Source organism: Streptomyces sp. DH10 (assembly GCF_029813805.1).
In the GTDB taxonomy this organism is placed as follows: Bacteria; Actinomycetota; Actinomycetes; order Streptomycetales; family Streptomycetaceae; genus Streptomyces; species Streptomyces coeruleofuscus.
In genome coordinates, this window is the sequence record NZ_JARVKU010000004.1 from 151,630 (window position 1) to 166,036 (window position 14,407).

Here is a 14,407-nt window from a genome sequence, read left to right on the forward strand (position 1 = left end):
ACTGGAAGGCATCCGACGGCGACCTCGACGCAGTGGCCCTCGGCTTCGGAGAAGCCACTGACGGCTGCGTCGCGGAGACAGCCGGCCAATGGCACGGAGACGAGTTCGGCATGGCAACGGCTGAGATTCCCAGCAGTGACAAGGCGGAGATCCGCGTCGCCGACGCCACGGTCAAGGCCATCGTCGCCACCTGGAACGCCCACACCGTCGAGACGAACGAGGACGCCCTGACGGTAAACGACGGCATCAGCCTCGGCTTCGACCCCGTCGAAAGCGCCGCGTACGTATGGACCGACGATCCCAACAGCCGATTCGCCAGCCGGGCTTCCCAGTCCAACCTCAAAGGCGCCGTCGAAGCGGCGGTCTGCCGCAGACTCACCGGCGAGTTCAACAGCGACAAGAGCTGGAACTACACACGGTGGGCCGTCGCCGTACACGACGGGTACACCGGCACGCGCCAGTTCGTCGGCTCGGGCACCTGCACCCCTTGAGTGCCGCTGTCACCACGCCCCCCGAAGCACGAAGGCCGCCCTCTCATGGATGAGAGGGCGGCCTTCGACCTGCGTTTCCGCACAGTCGGGACGACAGGATTTGAACCTGCGACCCCTTGACCCCCAGTCAAGTGCGCTACCAAGCTGCGCCACGTCCCGATGCGGTCTCGCGCGGGTGAACCGCGTGATCGCGCAGGTCAACCCTACCGCATCCGCACGCCGGTCCCTCGTGGGCGTCGAGCGGCGTGTGACCGGCGGGGTACGGAGAGAGCATCGCGTACGCGCTGAGGGGTTTCTCGCCGGACTCCCCGGCGGCCTCGTCACATTCCCCGCGCCGACGGCCGAGATGCACCCCGGTCCAGCCGGCGAGGCCCGCCGTCGACACGGCGACGGCCAGGGCGGCCCACCAGGGCAGATCCGCCTTGGTCGCGTGTCCGGCACAGGACGCGATGGCGAGGAGTCCCGTGACGGCACCTCCGGCCGCTTCGGCTCGCCGGACACGCCGGTCCCGCGCGTCATCCACCCGTTGCTCCCCCTTCGCCCTAGGATGCCCGCAAGCCTCAACTCGTAGGCATATGCCGCAAACAATACGCTAAGTCGACGGGTACCCCTCACCAGGGGCATAGAGGTCGATACGGACGCCTCGGGCCGATTCCTCGCCCAGTGAGCGCCGATGAGCTCCCGCCCGGCACCTTCGAGGCCGTCGAAAGGATCGCCACATCCTGGAAGCGGCCGGCACACCAGTCAGGCCAGCAGGGTCGCCAGGGTGAACCTCGTGACGTCGGCGAGGTAGCCGTAGTCGAGCGTCTCGGGCGTGTCGGACGTCCGGTGGTAGTGCGGGTTCCCCTCCCCCTCGTACGCACCGATCGTCACGTCGCCCCGCGCCTCGAACGGCATGTAGTCGCTGGAGTAGATGGGGCCGAGCCGGACCGGCAGCGCCGTGTGGTCCGCGGCCGCCCGCGCCATCACCTCGGCGAAGGCCTGCGACGCGGCATCATTGCCCGGTACGGAGTTCCCCAGGTCGCGTTCCACCGTCACGGAGCCGTCCGCCGGCGGTCTGCCCACCATGTCGAGGTTCACGACATGGTGGGCCCCGTTCCCCGCCGTGTGCAGCGCCTCGGCATACGCCGAGGATCCCCACAGCCCCTGCTCCTCGCCGGAGAACGCCACGAACCGGATCGTCGAAGGCAGCGGAACAGTCGCCAGAAGGCGCGCGATCTCGATGATCACGGCCACCCCGCTGGCGTTGTCGTCGGCGCCCGGCGCGCGTGCCGTCGCGTCGTCCGGGTCCTCCATGCGGCAGTCATAGTGGGCGCACAGCAGGACCACGGGGCTGCCGGGTTCCGTGCCGGGCTTGGTGCAGATGACGTTGTCGGCGCTGTAACCGGCGTTGGTCCATGTGCGCCGGGCCACGTCCGGGTACCCGGCCGCGGCCAGCCGGTTCACGATCTCCTCGGCGGCGGGGCCGATGAGGGGCGAGAAGGTGTGCCGCGTGTGAAAGGCGGCCAGTTCCTCGACCGTGTTCCGCAGCGCATCCGCCGACACCGAATCGACGGGTGGGGCGGTGGACCTCCGCCGCGCTGAGCCTGCCTTCTCGCGTCCCGTCGGCACGAAGCGTTCGGCGGCACTGGGCGGGTACCTCTTCTCGGGAGGCGCGAGGGGTAGATCACGTCCCATGGCAGGCCTCCTCAGCCGGTGTTGAGGGCGGGCTGGCAGTAGGCACAGCCGTTGTAGCCGCGCGCGAGCGCGTCCTCGGCGCGCAGGAAGGGCACCTTGCTGCCGGCTCCGAGCCTGGGCCAGTGCGGGCAGGAGGAGATGTGCAGTTCGCCGCTGCGCGGGTTGCCGAAGAAGAAGTCCTCCAACTCCTTCACGGCCGTGATCTGGATGGTCATCCGCCCCGCGATCAGCCCGTCCTGGTACTGGGTGGCCACGAACGGGTAGAGGCGGAGGTGCTCCGCGTGGTGGGAGAAGTCGATCACGATGTCGGCCGCCACCCGGTCGTCGGGGTCCAGCGTGAACCCGTCGACCACGGCCGTTGCGCCGCCGGGCATCTCCAGCGTGGAGCGCACCGCGCCGGCCTCGGTCACGGTGAGGCCGGTCAGCTCCGCGTCGTGCGTGATGCGGCTCAGCGTGCGGATCGAGACCCGCGTGTCGTCCGGCAGGGCGGTCGCGTCCAGGTGCCAGGAACCGGTGGTGCGGACAAGGCCGCCTCGCAGCGTGATCGTCATGTGCGTCTTGCCGCCGGGTGCGGCCAGCTGCGGCGCCACGTTCCGCTGAGCCACGTTGTTGTCGAACCGGACCAGGTGACCGTGCGGCACCGGCCCGTTGAGGGTGGCGGTGACGGCGGGGTCGGGAGCCCCGTGCACGACGGCGACCAGGCATTCGTGGTCGACGATCTGCGGGGTCCACACGAACGGCCCCACGCGCACCGACCCGCCCGCCGGGATCGGCTGGTTGATCACCAGAGTGCCCAGCGGCTGGAAGTGCGTCGGCCAGAGCATCCCCGTGCCCGGATCGCACCGGAACGCCTCCACTTGGAACGCTCCGCTCGCGGCTGCCTGGGTCCCTCGGTTGTGCACCCGCACATAGAGGTAGTTGGGCCGGTTGTTGATGGGCGGCTCGTGTCCGAGCTCGGGATCGTCACCTGTGCTGATGTCGTTGTTGCGGACCCAGATGTCCGGCGACGTCCAGAACGGGGCGCTGCTCGGCACGGTGCCGAGGTCCGCGGGGTTGTCGCCGATGTAGACGTCCACCGGCCGCGGCGCCCAGAGGCCCTGGTTCACGAAGGCCTCGTCCATCACCTTGCTGTAGAGGCCGCCGGTGAGCGCGGAGTCGGCTGTGATGCAACCCCTGGCCATGCTCACGGCGTGGCTCGGAGCCGTTGAGCTGTCGTCCGGCACGATGAGCAGCATCTCCAGCATCGTCCGGTTGATCGCGTCGGCCGCCGCGATCCGTACGGCCGGATCGGGTGAGTCGCCCCCCATGCCCAGATAGCACCGCCACAGTGCCGTGCCCAGCATCGAGTTGCGCAGGTTGACGCCGAAGCCGTTGAACGCCGGGTCGTCGAATCGCTCGGTGAGGTCGAGCCGTCGCTCGGTGCTCCACTGGTCCGTCGCGTTGTTGTCGAAGGGGAACGTCTCGGTGCGCCGGTGCCCGTTGGGGTTGAACCTGTCGCGGTAGATCGCGGGCAGCGCGTCGCAGACGCTGTGCTCGTACGAGCCGGAGCCGCCGTGCTGGGCGCCGAGCCAGTCGAACACGCCGTGGGCGTACTCGTGGGCGATGACCCCGAGGTCGCCCGCGTCGGGTGCCCCGCCCTCGCCGAAGCGGATCCGCGGGGGTGTCAGCGTGCCGTGCCACTCGCTCTGGTCGGCGCCGTCATAGGCCTGGGCGTCGACCTCGGCCTTGACCATGTTGGTGTTGAGCGTCGTGTTGCCCAGGCCGCGCAGGTAGCGCGCGAAGGAGTCGAGCCAGTAGTAGGCGTTCGCGCTCAGGAAGGCACGGTCGGCGGGGTAGGGCTGGTAGCTGAAGTCCGGCGATGTCTCCTCCGGTTGGGGGAAGGCCGGGGTGTCCCAGTCGGTACACCTGATCCAGTCCCCGTCGAGCCGGAACCTGCCCCCGACGGCCGGAGCGACCTCCGCCTGGACGTCGCGGCAGGAGGCGTCGAGGGTGGCCGTGCTGGAACCGCCGTGCACGGTGGCGTCGTCGGACTCGGTAACGGGGTCGGGCATGAAGACTCTGAGGCCGGCCGTCACGTATTTCCCCGCGAGGGCGAGCCAGAGCAGTTTTCCGGAGACGGCGTCCATGACGACACGGAAATGTTCGAAGGGACCGGTGGTCTCGACGAGCAGATCGTGGACGAGATGGAGGGCACCGTCGGGCTTCCGGCCCTTTTTCAGCAAGGCGATCGACGCTGTGGGATAGTCCGTGTCCGGCAACGGGGGCCTGGTCGTGTCCCGCAGGTACACCAGCTCGTCCCTGATGACGCCGGCGGATTCGAAATCGCCCTGGAACGGCGCGAGGGCGCTCTTCCGGACTGCGTCGAGCGGCTGGGCGGTGCCGGGGTCGGGGGCGTCCACGACATCGATCTCCGCCGTGTGGTCGACCTGGATGACCGCGGCCTGTTTCACGTCGGCCACGGCCTGAACGGTGGCTCCCACGATCGGGAGATCGTGGTGGAACTGCTGGTAGCGCACGCGTAGCGTGGCCGCGCCTTCGGCGGAATCCACCTCGCGCAGGTCGATGCGGTCGGTCTTGAGGTCCTTGGACCGTGCCCTCATGAAGCGGTCGATGGCCTTTCTCGCCGTCGGCGCGCGGGTCAAGGTCGCTCCGGGATCCACGTACGTGCGCAGGACACCGTCGGCATCCGCGTGTTCACCCACTTCCGGGACCATCCTCAGCGGTTGGCCGGCCTCTGGGCCCGGCATGTTCCTCTGCTGTCCGGCAGCGTGCGAATCCATGGGATGCCTCCTCCAGCGAACGTGGAGGGAGAGAGAAGGAAACGCCAAGACACCTTGGCACTCTCGGATTTGGGGTGTCGGCAAAAATTCTAGTCCCCCGCACCAAGAGCGGCGACTTGGGAAAAACGCGGGAAGCGACCTCTTCGGCCTTCGCCTGGTTGACGATTCGACAGTGGAAAACGAAAAAGCGGATCGCTCAACGAACGGGCAGAGTCAGGACGGCCGCGCCGTCGTCCCCCGGATCTCCAGCGTCGGCGCCGCCAGATGGAGCCGCCCCTCTCCCCCGGGCCGCTCGAACCGGTCGAGGAGGAAGCGGGCGGCGCGGCGGCCGACCTCGTGGCCGGCGTTGTCGACGGTGGTGAGCCACAGGTGGCGCAGCCGGGAGATGCTCGTGTTGTCGTAGCCGACGACGGACACGTCGTGCGGGACGCGCAGGCCCAGTTCCTCCGCCGCCGAGAGAGCGCCGACGCAGGTGATGTCGTTGACGGCGAAGACGGCGGTGGGGCGGTCGGGGCGGCTGAGGAGGCGGACGGTGGCGCGGTAGCCGCCCTCCTCGGTCATGTCGCCGGCCTCGACGACGGCCCGGTCCGCCAGGCCGTGCGCCCGCATCGTCGCCTCGAAGCTGCGGCGGCGCAGTTCGCCGACGGCTCCGTAGCCCGCGAGGTGCGCGATGCGGTGGTGGCCGAGGCCGATGAGGTGCTCGGTGACCAGCCGGGCGCCCTGCTCGTCGTCGCCGGCGACCTGGTCGACCCCGGGCGGCACGGGCTCGCGGGCACCCGCCAGCACCACCGGCATCCGTTCGGCGACCGCGCCGAGGGCCGCCGGGCCGGGCAGGGTGCCGACCACGACCAGGCCGTCGACGCGGAGGTCGAGGAGCGGGTCGGCCGGGTCCTGGCCGGTGCGGCGGTTGAGGCGGGCGTCGGCGAGCAGCATCTGCAGGCCGCCTGCGTGCAAGAGGGAGTTCAGGCCGTCGAGGAGCTCGACGAACCACGGGTTGCGCAGGTCGTTCAGCAGGACGCCGACCGTGCGGGTGCGCTGCTCGCTCAGGCTGCGCGCGGCGGCGTTGGGCCGGTAGCCGAGCTCCTGGACGGCGCGCAGGACGGCCTCGCGCTTCTCGGGGCGGACCTGGTCGGAGCCGCGCAGCACCAGCGAGACCAGCGACTTGGAGACGCCCGCCCGTTCGGCAACGTCGCGGATCGTCGGCGGTCTCATGACATGGACCGTTCCATGGGGGTCGTGGCCTTGTCAAAGGGTTGACAGCCACCGGAAACCGCGCCCAGGGTGGGCTGGACAGGTTCTGGAACGGTCCAAAAAGGGGCTCTCATGGTGGACACGCTCGGCGTCGCAGTCGTCGGTTTCGGCTGGATGGGGCGGGTGCACACCCAGGCGTACGCGCGCGTGCGGCACCACTATCCGCAGTTGCCCCTCGTTCCGGAGCTGGTCACGGTCGCCGAGGAGGTGCCGGGCCGGGCCGAGGAGGCCGCCGCGCAGTTCGGGTTCGCGTCGACCGCGCGTGACTGGCGCGAGGTGGCCGCCGACCCCCGGGTGCGGGCGGTCAGCATCACGGCGCCGAACTTCCTGCACCGCGAGATCGGCGTCGCCATGGCCGAGGCGGGCAAGCACATCTGGATCGAGAAGCCGGTGGGGCTGACCGCCGAGGACGCCCGTGCGGTGGCGGACGCGGTGGCCCGGGCGGGTGTGCAGGGCGCCGTCGGCTTCAACTACCGCAACGCGCCCGCCGTCGAGGCGGCCCGTGAGCTGATCGCCTCGGGGGAGATCGGCACGGTCACGCATGTCCGCATCCGGCTGTTCAGCGACTACGCGGCCCACCCCGAGGGCGCGCTGACGTGGCGGTACGAGCGGGAGCGGGGCGGCAGCGGCGTGCTCGGCGACCTGGCCTCGCACGGCACGGACCTGGCCCGGCACCTGCTGGGTGACATCGCGTCCCTGACGGCCGACACGGCGATCTTCCTTCCGGAGCGGGCCCGTCCCACCGGCGCGACGGCGGGCCACAGCCGCGCCTCCGGCGGTGAACTCGGCCCGGTCGAGAACGAGGACTACGTCAGCTGCCTGCTCCGCTTCGCCTCCGGGGCGCGCGGTGTCCTGGAGGCCTGCCGGGTCTCGGTCGGCGAGCAGAACAACTACGGCTTCGAGGTGCACGGCACCAAGGGCGCGGTGTTCTGGGACTTCCGCCGCATGAACGAGCTGGGGATCAGCCGCGGCACGACCTACCAGGACCAGGCCGTCACCACGGTGTACGTCGGCCCGGGCCACGGCGAGTTCGCCGCGTTCCAGCCCGGCGCGGCGAACGCCATGGGGTACGACGACCTGAAGGTCATCGAGGCGTACCGCTTCCTCCGGTCGGTCGCCGAGGGCACCCCGCACGGGGCGACCCTCACGGACGCCGTGCACAGTGCGGCCGCGCTGGACGCGATGGCGCGGTCGGCGTCGAGCGGTGCCTGGGCGGACGTGTCCGTGGGCACCTGACGTTCAGCCGGCCTTCTGGAGGCGGCGGCCGGTGACGAACCTCACCGGGACGAGGACGAGCCACAGCCACATGGCGTGGGCCCCGGCCACCAGGGCCAGCGGGACGGTCACGGCGAACACCACTACCAGCGTGGCGCTCTCGAGGAGGTAGGGCGTGCTGCTGGTGTCGGAGGGGGTGCCGTCGCGGAGCCACGGGCGCTTGGCCAGGACGGCGGCCAGTGCCAGATGGCAGGCGCCGAGCGCGGCGACCGCCGCCGCGTAGACGGCGACCGACACGGGCTCGTCGCCGTACTCCGCGAGCAGCCTGGTCGGGAAGGGCACCAGGGCCGCGACGCCCAGGCCGGTGAGGGACAGGACGATCACGTGTCCGTCGACCTCCCGTACATCGCGGAAGATCCTGCGGTGATCGCGCCAGAAGCTGCCGAGCACCGCGACGCTGAGCGCGTAGGCGCCGAGGTCCGGGAGCAGCCGGTGCAGGGCCTCGTGGTACCGGTCCGCGTCCAGTTCCCGCGGGACGTAGAGGTCCAGGACCAGCAGCGTGATGGCGATGGCGAACACGCCGTCGGCTAGCGTCAGCAACCGGTCCGGCCCGCCGTCCGGGCGCGAGGTCCACATGAGGACGACGGTAGGGGCCGTGGATGCTCTTCTTCCGGATCCACGCCCGGTCACACCTCCGGGATCACACGGCCGCCTGCGGCGGCATGTTGTACGGCGTCACCACCTGGATCGCCGAGGGCAGTGACGGCCCGGCCGGGGGCAGCGCGCCGTGCGCCCGCATGACCGTGTGGCAGGCCTCGCGCACGTCCTGGCGCAGGTCGTGGTGGAGCACGGCGGACAGGCGGTGCGCGCGCAGCAGCCGGGTGTTGTCGTGGTCGAGGTCGTGCGCGACGAACACGGCGCAGTCGCGGCCGAGGTCGTCGAAGGCCTTCAGCGTGGCGATGTTGCCGCCCCCGATCGAGTACACGGCGCGGATGTCCGGGTCGCGTTCCAGCGCGGCCCGGACGAGGTCGTACTGGGTGGCGTCCAGCCCCTGCCCCTCGGCGATCTCGACCAGGGTGCGCTCGGGGTGCCGGGCCCGCATGGCGCTGCGGAAGCCCATCTCGCGCTCCTCCTCGTTGCGGAAGAAGCCGCTGCTGAGGCTGGTCAGGATGTTGCCCGGGCGATCCCCCAGCCACTGGCCCGTCAGGTAGGCGGCCGTCGCGCCCGCCGCCCGGTCGTCGATGCCGACGTAGGCGAGGCGGGCGCTGGCGGGCAGGTCGGTCACCAGGGTCACGACCGGGATGCCGGCGGCTGCGAGGCGGCCGACGGCGGCGGTGACCTCGGGGACGTCCGGGGCCTTGAGGATCACGCCCTGCGAGCCGCGCCGGGAGATCCGGTCCAGGATCCGCACGAGTTCCCCGACCGGGCCGGTTTCGCGGAAGTGGAAGCGGGAGCGCAGCACCGCCGGGTGCAGGGACGGCAGCTCGGCCTCCAGAGCGGCGCGGATCGCGGTGGTGAAGCGCTCGGGCGCCTGCATCACGATGTCGACCATGAACGTCCGGCCGACGAGCCGGACCTGGGTGCGCTGCCGGTCCAGGTCGGCTATCGCCCGGTGCACCTCCTGCGCGGTGCTCTCGCGGACCCCGCCCCGGCCGTTGAGGACGCGGTCGACGGTCGCCTCGCTCAGACCCGCCTGACGTGCGATCTCCCGGATCGGGAAGGGGTGGCCCATGCGCCGGCTCCTTGAGGGGTTTTTGATGGCTGCCTGCTGGTTGTTCGACGGGTTTGTAATGACAAGAATGACAGGGCTGCGTCGCTCCATGACCCCGAAGGGACGACGATGTCCTTCACTTCCGTACACCCCCGTGTCTGGCTGTCCGAGCAGGACTGCGATCTCGACGCGTTCCGCGCGCTGGTCGAGCGGGCGACGGACCCCGCCGACTATCCGCACGCCTCGGCCGTGGAGCGGAACGTGCCGGTCTACGACGCCGGTCTGCTCGAGGGCGACCGGGTGGTCCAGGCCGAGCTGGTGCGCGCGCTCGCCGAGGGGCCCGGCATCGTCGTCTTCCGCGGGGCCTTTCCCGACCCGGAGGTCGTGGACCGGGCCACCGCCGTGTTCGACGCCCTGATCGCCGAGCAGCGCGCCTCGGGCGCGACGGCCGGCGACCACTTCGCCAGGCCGGGCGCCAACGACCGGGTGTGGAACGCGCTGGAGAAGGCGGCCCTGTACGACGCGGAGGTGTTCGCCGACTACTACGCCAACGACGTCCTGGCCCTCGTGGCGACGGCCTGGCTGGGCCCCAGCTACCAGGTCACCTCGCAGCTCAACGTGGTCAACCCGGGTGGCGCCGCCCAGACCGCGCACCGCGACTACCACCTGGGCTTCCTGTCCGACGAGGCCGCCGCCGCCTACCCCGGGCACGTGCACCGCCTCTCCCCCGTGCTGACCCTCCAGGGCGCGATCGCGCACTGCGACATGCCGGTGGAGTCGGGGCCGACGATGTACCTGCCGCACTCGCAGAAGTACGAGCCGGGCTACCTCGCCTGGCGGCGCCCGGAGTTCCGGGCGTACTTCGAGGCGCACCAGGTGCAGCTGCCGCTCGCGAAGGGCGACGCGGTCTTCTTCAACCCGGCCCTCTTCCACGCCGCCGGCACCAACCGCTCGGCGGACATCCGGCGCATGGCCAACCTGTTGCAGGTGTCGTCCGCGTTCGGGCGCGCGATGGAGACGGTGGACCGGGAGGCCGTGGCGAACGCGGTGTACCCCGTGCTGCTGAAGCGGAAGGCCGAGGGCGCGAGCGACGCGTGGCTGGCCAACGTCATCGCGGCGAGCGCCGAGGGCTACCCCTTCCCCACCAACCTCGACAGCGACCCGCCGGTCGACGGCCTGGCCCCGCCCTCGCAGGCGGATCTCGTACGGCGGGCCCTGCACGAGGGGTGGCCGCCGGAGGCGCTCCGCGCGGAGCTGCGGGCCGGTACCGCACGGCGAGAGAGCTGAGGAACCTCGTGGGACTTCTCGACGACAAGATCGTCCTGGTCAACGGCGGCACTCAGGGTGTCGGCGCCGCCATCGCGCGGGCCGCGGTCCGCGAGGGGGCGGTCGTGGCCGTCACCGGGCGGCGCCCCGCGCCGGGCGAGGCCCTGGTGGCGGAGCTGACCGCCGCGGGCGGCAAAGCCGAGTACGTCCGGGCCGACCTGTCGGACGCCGCGCAGGCGAAGGCCTCCGTGGCCCGGGTCGTGGAGGCGTACGGCCGCGTCGACTGCCTCGTGAACTCCGCCGGGCTGACCTCCCGGGGGACGCTGCTGGACACCACGCCCGAGCTGTTCGACCAGCACATCGCGATCAACCTCAAGGGGCCGTTCTTCGCCATGCAGGCGGCGGTCGCGGACATGGTGGCGCGTCAGGCGCCCGGCACGGTCGTCAACATCATCACGTCGTCGGCGCATGGGGGTCAGCCGTTTCTGGCGCCGTACGTCGCCGCCAAGGCCGGCCTGATCGGACTGACCCGGAACGCAGCGCACGCGCATCGGTGGGACCGGGTGCGGATCAACGGGCTGAACATCGGCTGGACGGCGACGGAAGGCGAGGACGCGACGCAGCGCGTGTTCCACGGCGCGGGGGATGACTGGCGTGAGGTCGCTGCTGCCCGGTTGCCGATGGGCAAGTTGGGCCAACCGGATGAGATAGCCGAGTTTGTCGTGTTTCTGCTGTCGGAGCGGTCCGGGGTGGTTACCGGGTCCGTTATCGATTGGGATCAGAACGTGTTGGGCGGACTCGACTGAGGATGTGCCGCGCATCGTCGTTGGTCGTGTGCGGCGCCATTGTGGCCGGTCGCGCAGTTCCCCGCGCCCCTGAGGGCGTAGCACCACCCCCCGTTTAGAACTAGGAGCAACACCCATGCGTATCGGAATCCTCGGCCTCGGCCGCATCGGCGCCTTCCACGCCGAGACCCTCTCCGGGCTCGACGCCGTCGAGTCCCTCGTCGTCACCGACCCGTTCGCGGACGCCGCCAAGTCCGCCGCCGAGCGGTTCGGCGCCGAGGTCGTGGACTCGCCGGAGGCCCTGCTGGCCGCGGGCGTGGACGGCATCGTCGTCGCGGCCGCGACGGACGCCCACCCCGCGCTGATCCTGGCCGGGGTGGAGGCCGGCATCCCCGTCTTCTGCGAGAAGCCCGTCGCCAAGACCATGAGCGAGGGCGTAGAGGTGCTGAAGTCCGTCCAGGGCAAGGACGTGCCGATCCAGATCGGCTACAACCGCCGCTTCGACACCGGATTCGTCAACGCCCGCGCCGCCGTGCAGGGCGGCGAGCTCGGCAAGCTGCACACGGTCCGCTCGACCACGCTCGACCCGGCGCCCCCGCCCGCCGCGTACATCGCTGCCTCCGGCGGCATCTTCCGCGACTGCTCCGTGCACGACTTCGACATCATCCGCTGGGTGACCGGCCGCGAGGTGACCGAGGTGTACGCCGTGGGCGGCAACCGCGGTGCCGACTTCATCAAGGAGGCCGGTGACGCCGACACCACCGGCGCGATCCTCACCTTGGACGACGGCACCATCGCGGTCGTCTCCAACTCCCGCCACAACGCCCGCGGTTACGACGTCCGCATGGAGATCCACGGCTTCACGGACTCCATCGCCGTCGGCCTGGAGGACAAGCTGCCGCTGCGCTCGGTCGAGCCGGGCGTGACGTTCCCGGCGGGCACCCCGCACGACTTCTTCATGGACCGCTTCACCGAGGCCTACCGCGCCGAACTGACCGCTTTCACCGAGGTCGTCGCCGGCACCCGCCCCTCCCCCTGCACGATCGAGGACGCCCTGGAGGCGGGCTGGATCGCCGACGCGTGCACACTGTCGCTGCACGAGCACCGTCCCGTGACGATCGAGGAGGTACGGCAGGCATGAGCGACCAGGGCCGGGAACCACTGCGCATAGGAGTGCTGGGAGCCGCGCGGATCACCGAGCGGTCCCTGATCGACCCGGCCCGGGCGACCGGCCACCGCCTCGTCGCGGTGGCCGCCCGCGACCGCGCCCGAGCCGAGGCGTTCGCCGCCGAGCACGGCGTGGAGCGGGTGGCGGGTTCGTACGCCGAGCTGGTGGCCGATCCCGAGGTCGACGTCGTCTACAACCCGCTCGCCAACGGCCTGCACGGCCCCTGGAACCTGGCCGCCCTCGCGGCGGGCAAGCACGTGCTGTCGGAGAAGCCGTCGGCGAGCAACGCGCGGGAGGCGGCGGAGGTACGGGAGGCCGCGAGGAAGGCCGGGACGGTCTTCATGGAGGCCTTCCACTACCTCTTCCACCCGGTCACCCGCCGCCTGCACGAGCTGCTGGAGTCGGGTGAACTCGGCGAACTGCGGCACGTGGAGGCGATGGTCGCCATCGCCGCCCCGCCGGACACCGACCCGCGCTGGTCGCTGCCGCTGGCCGGCGGCGCCCTGATGGACCTGGGCTGCTACAGCCTGCACGCGCTGCGCATGCTCGCCCCCTGGGCGGGCGGCCCGCCCCGCCTGGCCGGGGCCCGGGGCGGGGAGCGCGCGGGTGCGCCCGGGGTCGACGAGTGGCTGGACGCGGACCTGGAGTTCCCCGGCGGCGCCACCGGCTCGGCCCGCTGCCACATGGCGTACGACGGGCTGGAGATGAGCATCCGGATCACCGGCTCCCGGGGCGAGGCGACGGCCCCGAACTTCGTGCTGCCCCAGATGGACGACCGGATCGTGGTCCGCACCCCGGAGGGCGAGCGCACGGAACACCTCGGGACCCGCTCGTCGTACACGTACCAGCTGGAGGCGTTCGCGGCCCGCGTGCGTGACGGTGCGGCGCTGCCGCTGGACGCGGACGACGCGGTGACGACGATGGCGCTCATCGACGACTGCTACCGGGCGGCCGGGTTCGAGCCCCGGCCCCGTACCAGGATCTGAGAACGGGCCGAGCGGGCCGGGGCGCGTGCCCCGGCCCGCTCGGCGTGTTCACGCGTACAGCGCGGGTTTCTCGGCCAGTTCGACCTCGACCCGGCCGCCGTCCTCCAGCGCCCGTACCCCCGCCTCGCACACCGCGGCGGCGGCGTAGCCGTCCCAGACGCTCGGGCCGGTGACCTCGCCGCGGCGGGTGGCGTCGACCCAGGTCTGGATCTGACGGTCGTAGGCCGTCTCGAAGCGTTCGGTCCAGTCCTGGGCGATGGTGCCGCCCCAGCGGCCGGCCATGTTGGTGACCAGGGCGTGGCCGTCGCCGATGCGGGCGGTGCCGCGTTCGCAGACCACCTCGGCCTGCACCTGGTAGCCGAAGCCGCAGTTGACGAAGATCTCCACGTCGGAGAGGGCGCCGCCGTCGGTCTCGAAGACGACGAACTGCGGATCGCGCAGTCCGTCGGGGGCGTTGGCGGACGGGGCCGGGCGCAGCACCGTGACCGCCGTGATCTCGTGGTCCAGCAGCCAGCGGGTCACGTCCGCCTCGTGGGCGACGGAGTCGCTGATGAGCATGGAGCTGGTGAAGAAGGGCGGGCTGGCGACGTTGCGGTGCCGGTTGTGCACCATCAGCGGACGGCCCAGCTGACCCGTCGTCAGCAGGGCCTTCAGCTTGGCGTACTCGGGGTCGTAGCGGCGCATGAAGCCGACCTGGACACGGCGGTGGCCGAGGCGCAGTTCGGCTTCGAGGACGCGCAGGGCGGAGGCCGCGTCGGGGGTGAGCGGCTTCTCGCACAGGACGGGCAGGTCGCGCTCGAAGGCGGCGAGCAGCGTGGCCTCGTGGGCCGGGCCCGGGGAGGCGATCAGGACGGCGTCGACGTCGGCGGCCGCCAGCGCGGCGGCCGGGTCGGTATGGGCGGTGCAGCCGTCGACGCGGGCGGCAACGGCCTTCGCGCGCTCCGCGTCGACGTCCGCGACGGCCACCACCCGTGCTCCGCTGGTGACTTCGTGGAGGCGGCGCACATGGTCGGCGCCCATTCTTCCGGTACCGATGACCGCGACTCCCAGGGTGGCGCGCTCAGTCATGGCCGTCCT

13 protein-coding genes and 1 tRNA gene are annotated in these 14,407 nt (G+C 71.4%); 6 read left to right on the forward strand and 8 right to left on the reverse strand.

Annotated elements, in window-relative coordinates; translation table 11 throughout:
• Positions 1–110: 110 nt before the first annotated feature.
• The gene (locus QC385_RS10125) at positions 111–491 is read left to right on the forward strand and encodes a hypothetical protein (protein ID WP_279540925.1); all 381 of its coding nucleotides are present in this window, start codon (positions 111–113) and stop codon (positions 489–491) included.
• Positions 492–576: 85 nt separating this feature from the next.
• Here the strand turns inward: QC385_RS10125 and QC385_RS10130 are convergent.
• The 5 genes from QC385_RS10130 to QC385_RS10150 form a co-directional block, all read right to left on the reverse strand.
• Positions 577–650 (reverse strand) — tRNA-Pro (locus tag QC385_RS10130).
• On the reverse strand, positions 628–1,014 hold the full coding sequence (locus QC385_RS10135) for a hypothetical protein (RefSeq protein WP_279540926.1): 387 nt from the start codon (positions 1,012–1,014) through the stop codon (positions 628–630). Before QC385_RS10135 ends, QC385_RS10130 begins: the two co-directional genes overlap by 23 nt.
• A 221-nt stretch (positions 1,015–1,235) precedes the next feature.
• Positions 1,236–2,168, reverse strand: coding sequence for a M28 family metallopeptidase (locus QC385_RS10140; protein ID WP_279540927.1), 933 nt, complete (start codon positions 2,166–2,168; stop codon positions 1,236–1,238).
• An 11-nt stretch (positions 2,169–2,179) separates the two neighbouring features.
• The gene (locus QC385_RS10145) at positions 2,180–4,948 is read right to left on the reverse strand and encodes a hypothetical protein (protein ID WP_279540928.1); all 2,769 of its coding nucleotides are present in this window, start codon (positions 4,946–4,948) and stop codon (positions 2,180–2,182) included.
• A gap of 213 nt (positions 4,949–5,161) precedes the next feature.
• On the reverse strand, positions 5,162–6,160 hold the full coding sequence (locus QC385_RS10150; RefSeq protein WP_279540929.1) for a LacI family DNA-binding transcriptional regulator: 999 nt from the start codon (positions 6,158–6,160) through the stop codon (positions 5,162–5,164).
• 111 nt (positions 6,161–6,271) lie between these two features.
• On the opposite strand from QC385_RS10150, the gene QC385_RS10155 reads away from it, so the two are divergent.
• The gene (locus QC385_RS10155; protein ID WP_279540930.1) at positions 6,272–7,435 is read left to right on the forward strand and encodes a Gfo/Idh/MocA family protein; all 1,164 of its coding nucleotides are present in this window, start codon (positions 6,272–6,274) and stop codon (positions 7,433–7,435) included.
• Positions 7,436–7,438: 3 nt separating this feature from the next.
• Here the strand turns inward: QC385_RS10155 and QC385_RS10160 are convergent, their stop codons facing one another.
• The gene (locus QC385_RS10160; protein WP_279540931.1) at positions 7,439–8,050 is read right to left on the reverse strand and encodes a TMEM175 family protein; all 612 of its coding nucleotides are present in this window, start codon (positions 8,048–8,050) and stop codon (positions 7,439–7,441) included.
• A gap of 64 nt (positions 8,051–8,114) precedes the next feature.
• Positions 8,115–9,146, reverse strand: coding sequence for a LacI family DNA-binding transcriptional regulator (locus QC385_RS10165; RefSeq protein ID WP_279540932.1), 1,032 nt, complete (start codon positions 9,144–9,146; stop codon positions 8,115–8,117).
• 108 nt (positions 9,147–9,254) lie between these two features.
• On the opposite strand from QC385_RS10165, the gene QC385_RS10170 reads away from it, so the two are divergent.
• The 4 genes from QC385_RS10170 (at position 9,255) to QC385_RS10185 (ending at position 13,330) form a co-directional block, all read left to right on the forward strand.
• Positions 9,255–10,412 (forward strand): phytanoyl-CoA dioxygenase family protein, encoded by a 1,158-nt coding sequence (locus QC385_RS10170; RefSeq protein ID WP_279540933.1) that lies wholly within the window; start codon positions 9,255–9,257, stop codon positions 10,410–10,412.
• A gap of 8 nt (positions 10,413–10,420) precedes the next feature.
• Complete coding sequence (locus QC385_RS10175; RefSeq protein WP_279540934.1) at positions 10,421–11,197, forward strand: SDR family oxidoreductase; 777 nt, start codon at positions 10,421–10,423, stop codon at positions 11,195–11,197.
• A gap of 115 nt (positions 11,198–11,312) precedes the next feature.
• Positions 11,313–12,317 (forward strand): Gfo/Idh/MocA family protein, encoded by a 1,005-nt coding sequence (locus QC385_RS10180; RefSeq protein WP_279540935.1) that lies wholly within the window; start codon positions 11,313–11,315, stop codon positions 12,315–12,317.
• A complete protein-coding gene (locus QC385_RS10185; protein WP_279540936.1) occupies positions 12,314–13,330 on the forward strand; it encodes a Gfo/Idh/MocA family protein in 1,017 nt (338 codons plus the stop codon). Before QC385_RS10180 ends, QC385_RS10185 begins: the two co-directional genes overlap by 4 nt.
• 48 nt (positions 13,331–13,378) lie before the next feature.
• Here QC385_RS10185 and QC385_RS10190 read toward each other — a convergent pair whose 3' ends face one another.
• Complete coding sequence (locus QC385_RS10190) at positions 13,379–14,398, reverse strand: Gfo/Idh/MocA family protein (protein ID WP_279540937.1); 1,020 nt, start codon at positions 14,396–14,398, stop codon at positions 13,379–13,381.
• Positions 14,399–14,407 lie beyond the last annotated feature (9 nt).